General features: G+C 42.2%; 15 protein-coding genes. 3 read left to right on the forward strand and 12 right to left on the reverse strand.

Annotated features, from left to right (window positions below):
* Positions 1-30 precede the first annotated feature (30 nt).
* From odhB to sdhC, 6 genes are all read right to left on the reverse strand, one after another.
* Entirely contained in the window at positions 31-1,512 is a 1,482-nt protein-coding gene (gene odhB, locus PSPO_RS07515) for a 2-oxoglutarate dehydrogenase complex dihydrolipoyllysine-residue succinyltransferase (protein WP_010560046.1), read from the reverse strand.
* A gap of 10 nt (positions 1,513-1,522) precedes the next feature.
* Entirely contained in the window at positions 1,523-4,336 is a 2,814-nt protein-coding gene (locus PSPO_RS07520) for a 2-oxoglutarate dehydrogenase E1 component (protein WP_010560045.1), read from the reverse strand.
* A gap of 91 nt (positions 4,337-4,427) precedes the next feature.
* Positions 4,428-5,138, reverse strand: a complete 711-nt coding sequence (locus PSPO_RS07525; RefSeq protein ID WP_010560044.1) for a succinate dehydrogenase iron-sulfur subunit — start codon at positions 5,136-5,138, stop codon at positions 4,428-4,430.
* An 11-nt stretch (positions 5,139-5,149) separates the two neighbouring features.
* Positions 5,150-6,922, reverse strand: a complete 1,773-nt coding sequence (gene sdhA, locus PSPO_RS07530) for a succinate dehydrogenase flavoprotein subunit (protein WP_010560043.1) — start codon at positions 6,920-6,922, stop codon at positions 5,150-5,152.
* Positions 6,923-7,270, reverse strand: coding sequence for a succinate dehydrogenase, hydrophobic membrane anchor protein (gene sdhD / locus PSPO_RS07535; protein WP_010560042.1), 348 nt, complete (start codon positions 7,268-7,270; stop codon positions 6,923-6,925). It abuts the gene before it with no gap.
* A complete protein-coding gene (gene sdhC / locus PSPO_RS07540) occupies positions 7,264-7,638 on the reverse strand; it encodes a succinate dehydrogenase, cytochrome b556 subunit (protein WP_138632531.1) in 375 nt (124 codons plus the stop codon). Before sdhC ends, sdhD begins: the two co-directional genes overlap by 7 nt.
* 389 nt (positions 7,639-8,027) lie before the next feature.
* Here sdhC and PSPO_RS07545 point away from each other — a divergent pair, with 389 nt between their 5' ends.
* The 3 genes from PSPO_RS07545 to PSPO_RS07555 all read left to right on the forward strand — a co-directional run bounded on the left by PSPO_RS07545 (position 8,028) and on the right by PSPO_RS07555 (position 11,054).
* On the forward strand, positions 8,028-9,314 hold the full coding sequence (locus tag PSPO_RS07545; RefSeq protein WP_010560040.1) for a citrate synthase: 1,287 nt from the start codon (positions 8,028-8,030) through the stop codon (positions 9,312-9,314).
* Between the two features lie 118 nt (positions 9,315-9,432).
* Positions 9,433-10,635 (forward strand): aminotransferase class V-fold PLP-dependent enzyme, encoded by a 1,203-nt coding sequence (locus PSPO_RS07550; RefSeq protein ID WP_010560039.1) that lies wholly within the window; start codon positions 9,433-9,435, stop codon positions 10,633-10,635.
* A gap of 2 nt (positions 10,636-10,637) precedes the next feature.
* Positions 10,638-11,054, forward strand: coding sequence for a SufE family protein (locus PSPO_RS07555; protein WP_010560038.1), 417 nt, complete (start codon positions 10,638-10,640; stop codon positions 11,052-11,054).
* A gap of 68 nt (positions 11,055-11,122) precedes the next feature.
* On the opposite strand, the gene tcdA is transcribed toward PSPO_RS07555, so the two are convergent.
* Genes tcdA through msbA form a run of 6 tightly spaced genes read right to left on the reverse strand, consistent with a single transcriptional unit; the run spans position 11,123 to position 16,241 of the window.
* Positions 11,123-11,920, reverse strand: a complete 798-nt coding sequence (tcdA, locus tag PSPO_RS07560) for a tRNA cyclic N6-threonylcarbamoyladenosine(37) synthase TcdA (RefSeq protein WP_010560037.1) — start codon at positions 11,918-11,920, stop codon at positions 11,123-11,125.
* 13 nt (positions 11,921-11,933) lie between these two features.
* Positions 11,934-12,602, reverse strand: coding sequence for a pseudouridine synthase (locus PSPO_RS07565; RefSeq protein ID WP_010560036.1), 669 nt, complete (start codon positions 12,600-12,602; stop codon positions 11,934-11,936).
* A gap of 4 nt (positions 12,603-12,606) precedes the next feature.
* Positions 12,607-13,362, reverse strand: coding sequence for a 3-deoxy-manno-octulosonate cytidylyltransferase (kdsB, locus tag PSPO_RS07570; RefSeq protein WP_010560035.1), 756 nt, complete (start codon positions 13,360-13,362; stop codon positions 12,607-12,609).
* The gene (locus tag PSPO_RS07575; RefSeq protein ID WP_010560034.1) at positions 13,350-13,547 is read right to left on the reverse strand and encodes a Trm112 family protein; all 198 of its coding nucleotides are present in this window, start codon (positions 13,545-13,547) and stop codon (positions 13,350-13,352) included. The genes kdsB and PSPO_RS07575 overlap by 13 nt, the downstream gene beginning before the upstream one ends.
* A complete protein-coding gene (lpxK, locus tag PSPO_RS07580) occupies positions 13,537-14,508 on the reverse strand; it encodes a tetraacyldisaccharide 4'-kinase (protein ID WP_010560033.1) in 972 nt (323 codons plus the stop codon). The genes PSPO_RS07575 and lpxK overlap by 11 nt, the downstream gene beginning before the upstream one ends.
* A complete protein-coding gene (gene msbA / locus PSPO_RS07585) occupies positions 14,508-16,241 on the reverse strand; it encodes a lipid A export permease/ATP-binding protein MsbA (RefSeq protein WP_010560032.1) in 1,734 nt (577 codons plus the stop codon). Before msbA ends, lpxK begins: the two co-directional genes overlap by 1 nt.
* Between the last annotated feature and the right edge of the window lie 21 nt (positions 16,242-16,262).

The raw sequence follows: 16,262 nt of genomic DNA on the forward strand, positions 1-16,262 counted from the left end.
CTCCACAGCTTATTTTTTAATCCAAATCTATTATACGTCTAATAATAAACGCGTTGGATCTTCTAGTAGTTCCTTAATTGTAACCAAGAAACCAACTGATTCTTTACCATCGATTTGACGGTGGTCATACGATAGTGCTAGATACATCATAGGTAAAATTTCAACTTTACCATTTACCGCCATTGGACGATCTTGGATTTTGTGCATACCAAGAATAGATGATTGCGGTAAGTTGATGATTGGCGTTGAAAGTAGTGAACCAAACACACCGCCGTTAGTAATCGTGAAGTTACCACCTGTCATGTCATCAACAGTAAGTTTACCGTCACGACCTTTAAGTGCTAGTTCACGAATACCTTTTTCAATCTCAGCAACTGACAGCTTGTCACAGTCACGAAGTACTGGAGTTACTAGACCGCGCGGCGTAGAAACTGCAATGCTGATATCGAAGTAGTTGTGATAAACAATGTCATCACCGTCGATAGACGCGTTTACTTCAGGGAAACGCTTAAGCGCTTCAGTAACTGCTTTCACATAGAAAGACATGAAACCTAAACGGATGCCGTGACGCTCTTCAAATACATCTTTGTATTGCTTACGAAGATCCATGATTGGTTTCATGTTTACTTCGTTAAACGTTGTAAGCATTGCTGTTGAATTCTTAGCTTCAAGAAGACGGTTTGCAATTGTCTTACGAAGACGTGTCATAGGAACACGCTTTTGCGTACGCTCACCAAGTGCAACAGCTGGTGCTGCGGCCGCAGGTGCTGCTGATTTAGCTGCTGGTGCTTTTAAGAACGCGTCTACGTCTTCTTTAGTGATACGACCGCCTTTACCAGAACCTTTGATTTGTGAAGCATCAAGGCCTTTTTCTGCAATTAAACGACGAACAGAAGGTGTTAATACGTCTGAATTTTCATCAGATGCTGCTGGTGCTTCAGCTGTTGCTGCAGGCGCTGCCGCCGCAGGTGCTGCACCTGCAACTAGTTTACCGATTACTTGTTCGCCAAGTACTGTGTCGCCTTCTGCGTGAATGTGATCACCCATTACACCATCTTCTGGCGCTACAACTTCAAGAACAACTTTGTCAGTTTCGATGTCTACTAGGTTTTGGTCACGGCTTACCGCTTCACCTGGTTGAACATGCCATGTTGCAATCGTAGCGTCTGCTACTGATTCTGGAAGTACAGGAACTTTAATATCCACTTCTTTACCTTCTGCTGCTGGCGCCGCTACTGGCGCTGCTGTTGTTTCTGCTGGCGCAGCTGCTGCATCTGCCGCACCTAATAGTGCAATCACTTGTTCACCAAGTACCGTTGCACCTTCCGTTTGAGAAATTTCTGTAATCACACCATCTTCCGGTGCAACTACTTCTAACACTACTTTATCTGTTTCAATATCAACAAGGTTTTGATCGCGGCTAACTGTATCACCAACGTTCACGTGCCAAGTTGCAACTGTTGCATCTGCAACAGATTCAGGAAGAACAGGAACCTTAATTTCGGTTGTCATCTCTTATTCCTTATTTTTTAATTGTTAGAGCGTCGGCGATCAACGCAGTTTGTTCTTTAGTATGGGTTGACATATAACCACATGCTGGCGAAGCTGATGCCTTACGACCTGCATAGCTTAAGTTAGCACCTTGTGGAATTGCTTCCCAGAAATGGTGTTGCGAGCAGTACCAAGCACCTTGGTTTTGCGGCTCTTCTTGACACCATACAAAATCTTTAACATGTTGGTAGCGCTGCATAATTGTTTCCATTTCCGCATGTGGGAATGGGTACAATTGCTCAACACGTACAATAGCAACATTGTTTAGCTCTTGTTCACGACGCTGTTGCAGTAGCTCGTAATAAACCTTACCACTACAGAACACAACACGCTCAACTTTGCTTGCATCAATATCATCGATTTCATCAATCATATTGTTGAATACACCCGTTGAAAGCTCTTCAAGGCTTGAAACAGCAAGTGGGTGACGCAGTAATGATTTAGGTGTCATAACAATCAATGGACGACGAAGTGGTCTAACTGATTGACGACGGATCATTGCGTAAACCTGAGCTGGCGTTGACGGCACACATACTTGCATATTGTGGTCAGCACATAGCTGTAAGAAGCGCTCTAAACGTGCAGAGCTGTGCTCTGGACCTTGGCCTTCATAGCCATGCGGTAGCAATATAGTTAAGCCACATAAACGGCCCCACTTTTGCTCACCAGAACTTAAGAATTGGTCAAATACAACCTGTGCGCCGTTGGCAAAGTCACCGAACTGCGCTTCCCAACATACAAGCGATGTTGGTTCTGCTGTTGCATAACCGTATTCAAACGCAAGTACCGCTTCTTCAGATAGTACCGAATCGTACACTTCAAACGCGCCTTGTTCAGGGCGAATATTTTGTAGCGGCAAATAGGTAGAAGCATCTGCTTGGTTGTGCACTACTGCATGGCGGTGGAAGAACGTACCACGACCAGAATCCTGACCGGTAATACGAATATCTGTACCTTCGTCTACTAGTGATGCATAAGCAAGTGTCTCAGCCATACCCCAGTCTAGCGGCTTTTCGCCCGCTGCCATCGCTTTACGATCATCGTAAATTTTCTTAACGCGAGACTGTGCTTTGTGGTTTTCAGGGTAATTAGCAACTGATTCACCCAATGCTTTCAGCTTATCAAGCGGCAGCGCTGGATCGTATGCAACGTCCCAATCGTGACCCACAAACTTAGACCAATCTGATGAGTGTTTTGTGTCTGGTTGAATTTCATCAACAACACACACACCGTTGTCTAAACCGTTACGGTAGTTATCAGCAAGCGCTTTTGCTTCATCAGCACTTAATACGCCTTGAGACACGAGCGTATCAGCGTAAATCTGACGCGGCACAGGGTGCTTTTTGATTTTCTGATACATTAACGGCTGAGTCGCATTTGGCTCATCCGCTTCGTTGTGACCATGACGACGGTAACATACTAAGTCAATTACTACGTCACGCTTAAACTTGTTTCGGAAATCAAGCGCAAGTTGCGTTACAAAAGCAACTGCTTCTGGGTCGTCTGAATTTACGTGGAAAATAGGTGCCTGCACCATTTTCGCGATATCAGTACAGTATTCAGTTGAGCGAACGTCTTCTTGTTTAGAAGTTGTAAAACCAACTTGGTTGTTTACAACGATACGAATCGAACCGCCAACACTGAATGCGCGTGTTTGTGATAGGTTGAATGTTTCTTGAACCACACCTTGGCCAGCAATTGCCGAGTCACCGTGAATAGTGATAGGTAGTGCTTTTGAGCCATTCGTACAGCCTAAACGGTCTAAACGTGCACGTACTGAACCCATTACCACCGGATTAACGATTTCTAAATGCGACGGGTTAAACGCAAGTGCCATGTGCACGTTGCCGCCCGTAGTTGCGAAATCAGATGAGTAACCCATGTGATATTTAACGTCACCAGAACCTGCTAATTCGCCATATTTACCAGCGAATTCATCAAACAGAACCTGAGGGTTTTTACCAAGTACGTTAACTAAAACGTTTAAACGACCACGGTGCGCCATACCAATAACGGCTTCTTCCTGACCACTTTCCCCTGCTCTGTGAATTAATTCTTTAAGCATAGGTACTAGCGCATCACCACCTTCTAGTGAGAAACGTTTTGCACCTGGGAATTTAGCACCTAGGTATTTTTCAAGACCATCAGCAGCCGTTAGGCCTTTTAAGATGCGTAACTTAGTTTCGTTGCTAAATTGAGGCTGGGCAAAGTTAGATTCTAAACGCTGTTGTAACCAACGTTTTTCTTCTGTAGACGTGATATGCATATATTCAGCGCCAATCGAACCACAGTAGGTTTTCTTAAGTGCTGCATATAAGTCTTTTAGTTTCATAGTGTCACTGCCTGAAGCAAATGACCCTACGTTGAATTCTTTATCTAGGTCAGAATCCGTTAAATCGTGGTGTTCAAGTGTTAAATCACGTACTTTTTCACGCTGCCACAAACCTAATGGGTCAAGGTTTGCATTTTGGTGACCACGGAAACGGTATGCATTAATTAATTGCAGAACCCTAACCTGTTTTGCATCAGATGCGCCACCTGCTGCAACGACTACTTCTTTATGCTTGTTTTTCGCAAGCTCGGCAAATTGTGCTCTTATGTCGGAATGTTTTACATCGACATCTACACCTTCTACTTTCGGTAGTGCATCAAACACTTCACGCCATTCGTCAGAAACTGAACTCGCGTCATCTAAGTACGCTTCATACAGTTCTTCTACGTATGCGACATTACCACCGTTAAAGTGAGAAGACTCTAGCCATGCCTTCATTACACCTTCGTGCATTTATAAGCCCTTTTTACTAGCGCAGAATACTAAGTTTTAGTTAAACGGCGATAACATAGTTATCGCCGCGGTGTTTTGTGTTACTGCCGTTTTATACCGAACGGTTTAGTAACATAGACTTAATGTGACCAATTGCCTTAGTTGGATTAAGGCCCTTAGGACACACGTTGACACAGTTCATGATACCGTGACAACGGAATACGCTGAATGCATCGTCTAAATCTGCTAAACGTTCTTCTGTCGCCGTATCGCGGCTATCAGCTAAGAAACGGTAAGCGTGTAGCAACCCAGCAGGACCAATGAACTTGTCAGGGTTCCACCAGAATGATGGGCATGAAGTTGAACAACATGCACATAAGATACACTCATATAAACCATCAAGCTTGTCACGTTCTTCAATTGATTGAAGACGCTCTTCACCGCCTGTTGGCTTATCGTTGATTAAGAATGGCTTAACTTTCTCGTATTGTGAATAGAATTGAGACATATCAATTACTAAATCACGAACAACTGGTAAGCCTGGTAATGGACGAATAACGATTTTACCCTTACCTAGTGCAGATAATGGAGTAATACACGCTAAACCGTTTTTACCATTCATGTTTACACCGTCAGAACCACATACACCTTCACGGCATGAACGACGGAAAGAAAGTGTTGGATCTTGCTCTTTTAATTGTAAAAGTGCATCCAATACCATCATATCGCGACCTTCTTCTACCTCAAGGGTATAGTCTTGCATACGCGGTGCGTTGTCTACATCTGGATTGTAACGATAGACAGAAAATTGTAATTGTGCCATTGACTTCGCTCCTAGTAAGTACGTGCTTTAGGTGGGAAGGCTTCACGTGTTTTAGGTGAGAAGTTCACCTCACGCTTAGACATTTCTTCCGTCACTGGGCTATAAACTGAGTGACATAACCAGTTTTCATCGTCACGCTCTGGGAAATCGAAGCGCGAATGTGCACCACGGCTTTCTGTACGGAAATTCGCAGCAACAGCTGTTGAGTACGCAGTTTCCATTAAGTTATCTAGCTCTAAACACTCAATACGTTGCGTGTTGAACTCAGATGACTTGTCGTCAAGACGTGCGTGCTGTAAGCGTTCACGAATTTCTTTAAGCTCTGTAAGACCTGTTGCCATTGCATCACCTTCACGGAATACCGAGAAGTTAAGCTGCATGCATTTTTGTAGGTCTTTCTTGATCTGTACTGGGTCTTCACCTTGGCCTGGTTTAGAAGTTTCCCAACGATTGAAACGAGCCATCGCTGCTTCTAGATCAGATTCAGATGCGTCTTTCGAAATTTCAGCATCTTTTAGGTATTGACCAAGGAAGTTACCCGCTGCACGACCAAATACAACAAGGTCAAGTAGTGAGTTACCACCTAAGCGGTTTGCACCGTGTACAGATACACATGCAATTTCACCTACTGCGAATAAACCTTCAACTAATTTCTCATTGCCTGCACCATCTACGTTAATAACTTGACCATTAACGTTAGTTGGTACACCACCCATCATGTAGTGACATGTTGGGATTACTGGAATTGGCTCTTTTGCAGGGTCAACGTGTGCGAATGTCTTAGAAAGGTCACAAACACCTGGAAGACGTAGGTTTAGCATCTCAGCACCTAAGTGATCTAACTTAAGTTTGATGTGCGTACCCCATGGGCCTTCACAACCGCGGCCTTCACGGATTTCTGTCATCATTGCACGAGCAACAACGTCACGACCCGCTAAGTCTTTAGCGTTTGGTGCGTAACGTTCCATGAAGCGTTCGCCGTCTTTATTTAGAAGATAACCACCTTCACCACGACAACCTTCTGTAACTAGTGTACCTGCACCTGCAATACCCGTTGGGTGGAACTGCCACATTTCCATGTCTTGCATTGAAATGCCAGCACGTGTTGCCATACCAACACCGTCACCTGTGTTAATGTGCGCGTTTGTTGTAGATGCGAAGATACGACCTGCACCGCCAGTTGCTAAAACAACCGCTTTAGATTTGAAGTAAACTACTTCGCCGCTTTCGATATCAATAGCAGTACAACCAACAACGTCACCCTTGTCGTTTTTAACAAGGTCTAATGCGTACCATTCAGAGAAAACATTTGTTTTGTTTTTAACGTTTTGTTGGTATAGGCAGTGAAGAAGCGCGTGACCAGTACGGTCAGCTGCTGCTGCAGTACGTGCAGCTTGTTCACCACCAAAGTTTTTCGATTGACCACCGAAAGGACGTTGGTAAACACGGCCATTTTCAAAACGTGAAAATGGTAAACCCATGTTTTCTAATTCTGTAATTGCTTCAGGACCTGTTTTGGTCATGTATTCAATCGCGTCTTGGTCACCGATGTAATCAGAACCTTTTACCGTATCGTACATGTGCCATTCCCAGTTATCTTCGTGGGAATTACCTAAAGCAACTGTGATACCACCTTGTGCAGACACCGTATGAGAACGGGTTGGGAATACTTTAGAAATAAGTGCACAAGTTTTACCTGATTCACTGATAGCCAGTGCAGCACGCATACCCGCACCACCGGCACCAATTACTACAGCGTCAAATTCTCTTGTTGAAATAGCCACTTACACACTCCAAAGAACAAAGAAACCAACAGCTACATATGCAAAAGCCATCAGGTTTAGGAAAAAGCCTAGGATTGCGCGCAATTTAGCGTTCTTAACATAGTCAGTTAGAACTTGCCACAAACCAATACGGGTATGAACCATCATGCAAACTAGCGCAGCTAAGGTATACACTTTTACTGCTAAGTTAGAAAATAATCCCTGCCACGCTTCAAACGTTACAGTTGGAGTAGTAAGAAAATACCCTAAGATAAACAGAGCATATGACGCTAATACAAGTGCTGTTGCACGTAATGATACAAAATCTTGTACACCGTCGCGTTTTAGAGATGCTTGATTAACTACCATATCCATACTCCTGCTAACACGGCTAATACAACCCATAGTGCCATTACAAACTTAGCACTTGCGTTACCTGAACCTAATTCTTCAAAACGACCCATATCCATTAGAAGGTGACGTACACCTGCAACTAAGTGATATAGAAGCGCGATTACCGCACCCCATGCAATGAATTTGGCAATGAACCCGGTAAACAGGCTCTTGACGAATTCAAAACCTTGAGGAGAAGAAAGTGATTCAGACCATGCCCAAATTACAAAAGATAAAGCGAAGAACAACGCCACACCAGAAATACGGTGCAGAATTGAAGCTTTAGCAGTTGCTGGCATCGAGATAGTAGATAAATCTAGATTTACAGGTCTTTGCTTTTTCACTGTTACTTGCCCATTGACTCTAAGGAGTCCAACAATTGTTGTTATAACCCACCAAAATATTGGTGGAACCATCAAAGCGAAATTTGCCACACAGCGATGACGAGTCGCAGTATGAAAAAACAGCATTCGCTCCAGACGAAAGGCATTCACGTTTTAGAATGCCTACCACAGTATATAAGACCATATGGCCTATTACAATTCTTGTTTAATAAGAGGTGCTTGCGAAGTAGCCATTGGTATAATATTTATTCGATCGAAGAATAGTTATCATCAATTGATGCATTTAAATTGACTTTCTTCCCTATTTATAAGTTAGAATAGATAGAATTTGCTTAACATCCGTATCAAAAATAACAAACTGGTTTGTTATATTTAAAGGAGATAATTAGATGGCAGACAAAAAAGCCACGGTCCATATTGATGGGCTAGATCCTATCGAACTTCCTATTTACTCTGGCACAGCTGGTCAGGACGTTATCGACGTTCGTACCCTAGGCAGCCATGGTTACTTCACGTTCGACCCGGGTTTCATGTCTACTGGTTCATGTGAATCAGCTATCACGTACATTGATGGCGCTAAAGGTGTTTTATTACACCGCGGCTACGCAATTGACGATTTAGCTGAACAATCAAACTATATCGAACTATGTTACTTACTATTAAATGGTGAGTTACCAAATGCCGAGCAGTTAGCTGGTTTTGAAAACGAAATCACAACTAACACTATGCTTCACGAAAAAATTGGTGCTTTCTTCCAAGGTTTCCGTGTAGATTCACACCCAATGGCAATGCTATGTGGTGTTGTTGGTGCACTTTCTTCTTTCTACCACAAAGATTTAGACATCACAGATCCAGCTCAACGTCATCGTAGTGCTGTTCGTCTAATTGCTAAGTTACCAACAATTGCGGCGATGTGTTACAAGTACAACATCGGTCAGCCGTTCGTATACCCACGCAACGATTTAAGCTATGCAGAAAACTTCTTACACATGATGTTCTCTGTACCTGCTGAAAAATATGAAGTAAGCCCTGTTCTTGCAAAAGCAATGGACCGCATCTTCATGCTTCACGCGGATCACGAACAAAACGCGTCAACATCGACTGTACGTTTAGCTGGTTCTTCAGGCGCTAACCCGTATGCATGTATCTCTGCTGGTATTGCATCACTTTGGGGCCCTGCGCACGGTGGTGCTAACGAAGCATGTCTAACAATGTTAGAAGAAATCGGTTCAGTAGACCGCATCGATGAATACGTTGCGAAAGCAAAAGATAAGAACGACCCATTCCGTCTAATGGGCTTTGGTCACCGTGTTTACAAGAACTTCGACCCACGTGCAACAGTAATGCGTGAAACGTGTCACGAAGTACTTAAAGAACTAAACATTGAAGATCCACTACTAGACGTAGCAATGCGTTTAGAGCAAATCGCACTAGAAGACCCATACTTCATCGAGAAGAAACTTTACCCTAACGTAGATTTCTACTCAGGTATCATTCTTAAAGCGATTGGTATTCCAACAAGCATGTTCACTGTAATCTTTGCAATGTCACGTACCGTTGGTTGGATCTCACACTGGGATGAGATGTTATCTCAACCTGGTCAGAAGATCGGTCGTCCTCGTCAGTTATACACTGGTGAAACAAAGCGTGATTATAAAGACGTAACGTCTCGTTAATCCTCTTTGAGTTTAAAAAAGCCGCTACTTGCGGCTTTTTTAATGTCTAAATCCCGTCAATAATTGCGAAAATTAGTGTATTTCATTAAAATCGCCGCTCGCATTCTCAGGTGGCACTATGTTAGATAATCAAAAAATCCGTTCTCATTTTCCATTTTTTAAACACACTGAATTAGTTTATTTAGATAATGGTGCAACTACACAAAAACCTCAGAACGTGATTGATGCAATTACCGACTTTTATACATACCACAATGCCAATGTGCATCGAGGCGTCAGTGAGTTTGCGTCAAACACTACCGCTTTATATGAGCAAGCGCGCACAAAATTAGCACACTATTGTCAGGTAAAAGCAGAACAAATTGTTTGGACCAAAGGCGCTACCGAAGCGATAAATCTGGTTGCCAGCTCGATTGATGCACATATCGAAAAAGATGATGTTATTATTATTTCGGCGCTTGAACACCACGCCAATATTGTGCCTTGGCAAACGCTGTGTAAACGCACAGGTGCAAAGCTTCACATTCTACCAGTCGATGCAAATGGCGTACTAAATTTAGATGTTAGTTTAGCCATGATTAACACACTAAAGCCAAAACTAATGGCGATTAGTCACGCATCAAATACCTTAGGTAATATTTTACCAATACAAGACTTGCTTGATGCCGCACATGCCATCAACGCCATTACTTTGGTTGATGGTGCACAAGCGATGCAACATTTAAGGCCAAATATTAGTGCGCTAAGCTGTGATTTTTATGTGCTTTCTGCACACAAGATGTTTGGACCAACAGGCGTTGGCGCATTAATCGCTAAACCACACAGCCTATCTTTACTATCAACTTACCAAACTGGCGGCGAAATGATAGAACGCGTTAGCTTTAATGAAACAAGCTTTCGCCACGGTAACGCCCGTTTCGAAGCAGGCACGCCGAACATCGCCGGCGTGATTGGTTTTGCCGCTGCACTTGATTTTATGGGCTCAAGCGAGATGGCAACGCAACTAGCTGTTGAAAAAGCGCTCTATCAATACACGCTAAACGCACTTAAACAGATTGATGGAATAAAAATTTACGGCGATTTAAACAATAATATCGGCACAATTAGTTTTAACTACAAAGATGAGCATAACCTAGACGTTGCGACCCTACTCGACCAAGCCGGCATTATTGTACGTTCAGGTAACCACTGTACTCAGCCATTGATAAATCTACTCGGTGTTGCGGGTACCATTCGTGTCAGTTTAAGTTGTTATAACAGCTTTGATGATATTGACCGCTTTATTGTTGCATTAAAACAAGCTATAGAATTACTAGATTAACTATGACAGAACAATATCAAAGATTAAAACAGCACTTTATCGCCAAAAAAGCATGGCAAGATAAGTACCGTGAAATTATGTTGCTTGGTAAACAGTTACCAAAATTACCAGCTGAACTCAAAGTTGGCCACGCAAAAGTGAATGGCTGCGAAAGCAATGTTTGGCTTTATGTCGACTTTGACGAAAGCGAAAAGCATATTGTCGTGACAGCAGACTCTGATACACGCATTGTGAAAGGACTCATTTACATTATTTCTACACTGGTTAACGGCTTAACTGTGGATGAAATTAAGCGCATAAATATTCAACATGAATTCAATGAATTGGGGCTTTTACAGCACTTAAGCCCAAGTCGTGGGAACGGTATTTTAGCGATTGCAGATGCGATCACACAATTTGCAATACAAAGTGATGATTAAAGCCTGCTCACAAGATTATATTGCATACAATTTTTATAACAAAGTTTTATAGGTAACAATCAAAGCAACTAACTTTGATTGTTACGCTCACATTTTTCTAAGTATTTTTTCACACTTTTTGCCGCTGCAAAAAACGCAAAACTACCTGTCACCATGGTTAACGAGCCGAAACCTGTTTGACAGTCCATATTCATATTGCCATCTGCACCGGCTTTCGCATGACACACACTGCCATCACTTGATGGGTACACCAATTGCTCTTCTGAATAAATACAATCCACACCAAATTTACGTTTTGGATTACTTGAAAAGTTGTATTGCTTACGCAGTAAATAGCGTACTTTCGCAAGCAAAGGATCTTGCTTGGTTTTAGCCACATCCCCTATTCTGATTTGGCTTGGGTCGATTTGTCCGCCCGCGCCGCCTATTGTGATAATCGGTAATTTGTTGCGCTTACAATGGGCAATAAGTGCCGCTTTAACTTTTACTTGATCAATACAATCAATAACATAATCAAATTTTTCAATATGTTCTCTGATATTCTCAAGTGTTAAAAAATCATCGATAACTGACACATTACAATCAGGATTTATCTCGTTAATTCGACTTGCCATGGCGTCAACTTTCGCCTCGCCAATAGTCGATGTCAACGCGTGGATTTGACGGTTAACGTTGGTAACGCAAATATCATCTAAATCAATTAAGGTAATGTTACCAAGTCCCGTACGCGCTAAACTTTCAGCGACCCAACTACCCACTCCACCTATGCCAACAACACAAAAATGGGCATTATTAAGTAGTTTTTGCTGTTCAATTCCGTAAAGACGCGCAATGCCGCCAAAACGATTTTGATAAGACTCTGTCATGTAATTTCTAACCTTAATTAAATTCGTGCCAAGGCGTGTGCCATTGTTCGATAAGCTTTTTTGTTTCACAGTGCTCAAATAAGCCACCGCATGGCTTAACACTAAAATGATATGGTGTATTACCAAACGTGAACTTAATGGCATATGCATGCAAATGACCACGTTCGCTATGCTCACCGCCATAGCGTTCATCGCCTAAAATCGGCACCGATAGGCTTTTAAGCACAACCCGCAGCTGATGCGTTTTACCAGTAATTGGTTGCAGCAAATAAAGACGTAAACTGGGCTCAATTAACTGCGATTGGAAACGCGTAATTGACGGGTTTTTCATGGGTTTCTGTAGTTTATAGCACCCTCGACGCGCTTTAACTAAGTCGCCTTTTACCCAACCCTGCTTTTTTGTTGGTTTACCTTGGGCAACGGCTAAATAGTATTTTTCCAGTTTGTTTTTATGCTTCTGACTAAACAAATCACCAAATTCTGCAGCCGCTTGTTTAGTTCTTGCAACAATAACTAAGCCCGATGTCATTTTATCTAAACGATGTACCGGATAGAGCTTTTCATTCACCTGCTTTTCAAACAGTACAAAAAAACCCTCTCCATCTTCGCTATGGAAGCTTACATCATGGGGTTTATTCACCACATAAAATTCATCGCATGCGAATACTATTGGATAACTCATCAACTTACTTGCTTAAAAAAGCATTCACCTTAGCGAGATCTTCAGGCGTATCAACTCCTGGCTGCGGCGATTCGATTGCCGTTTGTACTTTTATCTTTTTGCCATGATACAACACACGTAGCTGCTCTAATGATTCGATTTGCTCAAGCGGTGATACGTCGAGTGTAATATATTCTTTTATAAAACCCGCACGATACGCATAAATACCAATATGGCGTTGATAGAAATCGCCAATTTCAGAAATTTCATCTTTGCCTAAAAAGCGGTTTCGATCATAAGGAATCGTTGCACGCGAAAAATACAAAGCATTATTGTGATTATCAGCCACAACTTTTACCGCGTTAGGGTTAAGAGCTTCTTCAATATCATCGATTGCCACGCTTAACGTTGCCATTGGCGCTGAATCAGATGCTAACAAACTTGCTACTTGCGCGATGTTTTTCGGCGGAATTAACGGTTCATCACCTTGCACATTTACCACAATTGTGTCATCTGGTAAGTTAAGTTTTGTCACTACTTCAGCAAGGCGTTCTGTACCCGACTCATGATCTTCACGAGTCATTAAAACTTCACCATTAAAGCGTTTAACAGCTGCTTCTATCTCAATATGATCCGTTGCGACAATCACCCGTTTAGCACCTGATGCCAGCGCTTTTTCATATACGTGCTGTACCATTGGCTTGCCTTGTATATCAGCCAATGGTTTAGCCGGTAAACGGCTCGACGCATAGCGCGCTGGAATAATGACTACGAATTCCACTTTTCAACCTCTTCAAGTGATAATTCGCGTGCTTCTTCTTCAAGCAATACCGGAATATCATCTCTTACTGGGTAAGCCAGTTTTGCTTGAGTGCTAATAAGCTCTAAATTCTCGCGGTCAAATTTAAGATGACCTTTTGTTACAGGGCAAGCAATGATTTCGAGTAGTTTTGTGTCAAACGCCATGATTATGGATCCCTTTTTCAATTAATAACTGGTCGAGTTTGTCAACCAGTTGTTTAGTCGGTTTAGCGGTAACTTTTAAATAATACCAATTTGCTTTCGCGAATGACTGGCATTTTACCGCATCTTTTTCAGTCATTAAGATGGCACCGTCTAGTGCGTCAAAGTCACTTTCACTGTATGTGTGATGATCTTTAAAAATAGTATGCCCGTGCACCAGAATATTCTGCTCATTTACACTTTGCTCAAAGCGGCTGGGATTACCTATTGCACTCACTAAGTAAACTGGGCTGTCTAAATTGGAAACTTTTTGTCCATCAATTATGCCATATACACCATCTACCGCTAGCTGGTAACCGTTATCCACTGCTGTGCCATTAGTAATGGTTAAATCAACATGTTTTAGTCTACTTTTCGCTTCGCGAAGTGGACCGGCTGGCATAACAAAGCCATTACCAAAGCGACGCTTCCCATCAACAATGCAAAGCTCCATAGCACGCGCCATTTGGTAATGTTGCAATCCGTCATCAGCAATAATCACATCAGGGTTAATGTGCTTCTTTAAATAATCGATACTTAAATTTCGATTTGGGCACACTACAACAGGTTCACCTGTGCGAACGGCTATCAACTTAGGTTCATCACCACAAACTTCAGGTGATACCTTTTCTGTCACTAATAAAGGTTGGCTTTGAGTTTGACCACCATAACCACGTGAAATAACCGCAACCGATAAACCTTTTTGCTTCAAATAATCGACAAGAAACAAGGTAAATGGTGTTTTGCCTGTGCCACCTACCGCAATATTACCCACAACAATGACTTTCGGTTTATCAGTCGCCAATTGTAATTTTCGCTTGCGATTGAAGCGATATAGCGTAATTAGATAAAACAGCGCACTTAGCGGTAATAAAAGCCAAGTAATACCAAATTTTTGATACCAGCTTTTTTCAATCACATTCATTAGTCGTTAGCCTGCATTTTTTGCAATGCTAAATAGGCGCCTTGCTTTTCAATTAACTCAGCGTGCGAACCCGACTCGATTATTTGCCCTTTATCTAATACATAAATGACATCAGAATTTTCAATCGTTGATAAGCGGTGCGCAATAACAATTGACGTGCGCCCTTTCATTAAATCGTTTAACGCATGTTGAATTAATTTTTCTGACTCAGTATCGAGTGCTGACGTAGCTTCATCTAAAATTAAAATTGGCGCGTTTTTAAGCAATGCTCGTGCGATAGCAATGCGTTGACGTTGTCCGCCAGAAAGCATTACGCCATCTTCACCGACAATAGTTTGTAAACCTCCTGGTAAGTCTTTTACAAATTCCCAAACGTGCGATTGCTCAACAATTTTTTGCAGCTTTTCAGGGGTGATATCACCTTTAAAGCCGTAAGTGATATTGTTCTCGATAGTATCGTTGAATAACACTACTTGTTGCGACACGATAGCAAATTGTTCGCGTAACCAAGTTAAATCAAAGGTATTAACCGATAGCCCGTCGAGTTTGATATCGCCATTAGTGTAGGTATCGTAAAAACGTGGTAACAGGTTAGAGAGTGTTGATTTTCCTGAGCCTGAACGGCCAACTAAGGCTACCGATTGCCCAGGTTTAATATCCATGGTTAGTTCGTTTAAAATATTGCGCTCGGTATTTGGGTAGGCAAACGACAAGCTCTCGATTGTGATATGGCCCTGACATTTTTCCAGCGTTTTTGAGCCGGTGTCTTTTTCATTCTCCAAATCTAAGATATCAAAAATACTTTTTGCCGCAGCAATACCACGCTGCAATTCTACATTCACATTTGATAGCTGTTTTAACGGGCGTAGCATCATCATCATTGCAGTTAATAAGCTAACGAACGCGCCTGTAGAAATAGGCTCAACAAGTTTAAAGCCAATTGCGGCCAACACCATGGCGATGGCAGATGCAGCAATAATTTGAATACTGGCAACGCTCAGCGCTTTCGTCGCATCCATTTTTACGCGTTGTTGGCGATTACGGTTATTCACATCAGCAAAACGCTGCTGTTCAATCTCTTGACCACCAAATGAATGAATGACTTTATGCCCTTTTACCATTTGTTCTGACGCACGTGTTACGCCCCCCATGGCATCTTGAATACGTTTTGCAATAACACGAAAGCGTTTAGACACGATTGATACAATGCCTGCAACAATGGGCACGACTAAAATAAATAACAATGATAATTGCCAGCTGGCAATCAACATATTGATCACTAAGAAAATAACAAACGCCCCTTCTCGCACTATGGTGATCAAGGCTTTTGTTATCGCTGTTTGTACTTGTTCTGCATCAAAGGTAATTTTTGAAATTAATTCACCGGTTGAATGCTGATCGTGAAATGACACTGGTAAATGAAGTAACTTAGCAAACAATTCTTTGCGAATTGCCATCACCACGTGTGAGCCCACATTGGCTAAGCAGTAACTTGAAACGAAGTTAAACACACCGCGAAATAGCACCAATAAAATCACCACAACCGGTGCCCACTTCATCACCTCTTGATTTTTCGCCGTCAAACCTTGCTCAATAAACGGGTCCATTAAATAAACAAATAATCCGTCCATTGCGGCATAGCCTAACATACCAATAATGGCGAATGTGGCTGCGAGTTTATGCGGTTTGACGTAGGTTAATAAACGCTTGTAGTAATCAGATGAGGTTGTCATGGTGCTAACTTGAATTTATTT

Source organism: Pseudoalteromonas spongiae UST010723-006, assembly GCF_000238255.3.
Taxonomy (GTDB): Bacteria; Pseudomonadota; Gammaproteobacteria; order Enterobacterales; family Alteromonadaceae; genus Pseudoalteromonas; species Pseudoalteromonas spongiae.

Bases quoted from the DNA above. Each gene is read 5' to 3' on its own strand.
- sdhD (WP_010560042.1), bottom strand. From the start codon at position 7,270: ATGGTAGTTAATCAAGCATCTCTAAAACGCGACGGTGTACAAGATTTT.
- tcdA (WP_010560037.1), bottom strand. From the start codon at position 11,920: ATGACAGAGTCTTATCAAAATCGTTTTGGCGGCATTGCGCGTCTTTAC.
- PSPO_RS07550 (WP_010560039.1), top strand. From the start codon at position 9,433: ATGTTAGATAATCAAAAAATCCGTTCTCATTTTCCATTTTTTAAACAC.
- odhB (WP_010560046.1), bottom strand. From the start codon at position 1,512: ATGACAACCGAAATTAAGGTTCCTGTTCTTCCTGAATCTGTTGCAGAT.
- lpxK (WP_010560033.1), bottom strand. From the start codon at position 14,508: ATGAATGTGATTGAAAAAAGCTGGTATCAAAAATTTGGTATTACTTGG.
- PSPO_RS07555 (WP_010560038.1), top strand. From the start codon at position 10,638: ATGACAGAACAATATCAAAGATTAAAACAGCACTTTATCGCCAAAAAA.
- PSPO_RS07545 (WP_010560040.1), top strand. From the start codon at position 8,028: ATGGCAGACAAAAAAGCCACGGTCCATATTGATGGGCTAGATCCTATC.
- PSPO_RS07565 (WP_010560036.1), bottom strand. From the start codon at position 12,602: ATGAGTTATCCAATAGTATTCGCATGCGATGAATTTTATGTGGTGAAT.
- PSPO_RS07525 (WP_010560044.1), bottom strand. From the start codon at position 5,138: ATGGCACAATTACAATTTTCTGTCTATCGTTACAATCCAGATGTAGAC.
- PSPO_RS07575 (WP_010560034.1), bottom strand. From the start codon at position 13,547: ATGGCGTTTGACACAAAACTACTCGAAATCATTGCTTGCCCTGTAACA.
- PSPO_RS07520 (WP_010560045.1), bottom strand. From the start codon at position 4,336: ATGCACGAAGGTGTAATGAAGGCATGGCTAGAGTCTTCTCACTTTAAC.
- msbA (WP_010560032.1), bottom strand. From the start codon at position 16,241: ATGACAACCTCATCTGATTACTACAAGCGTTTATTAACCTACGTCAAA.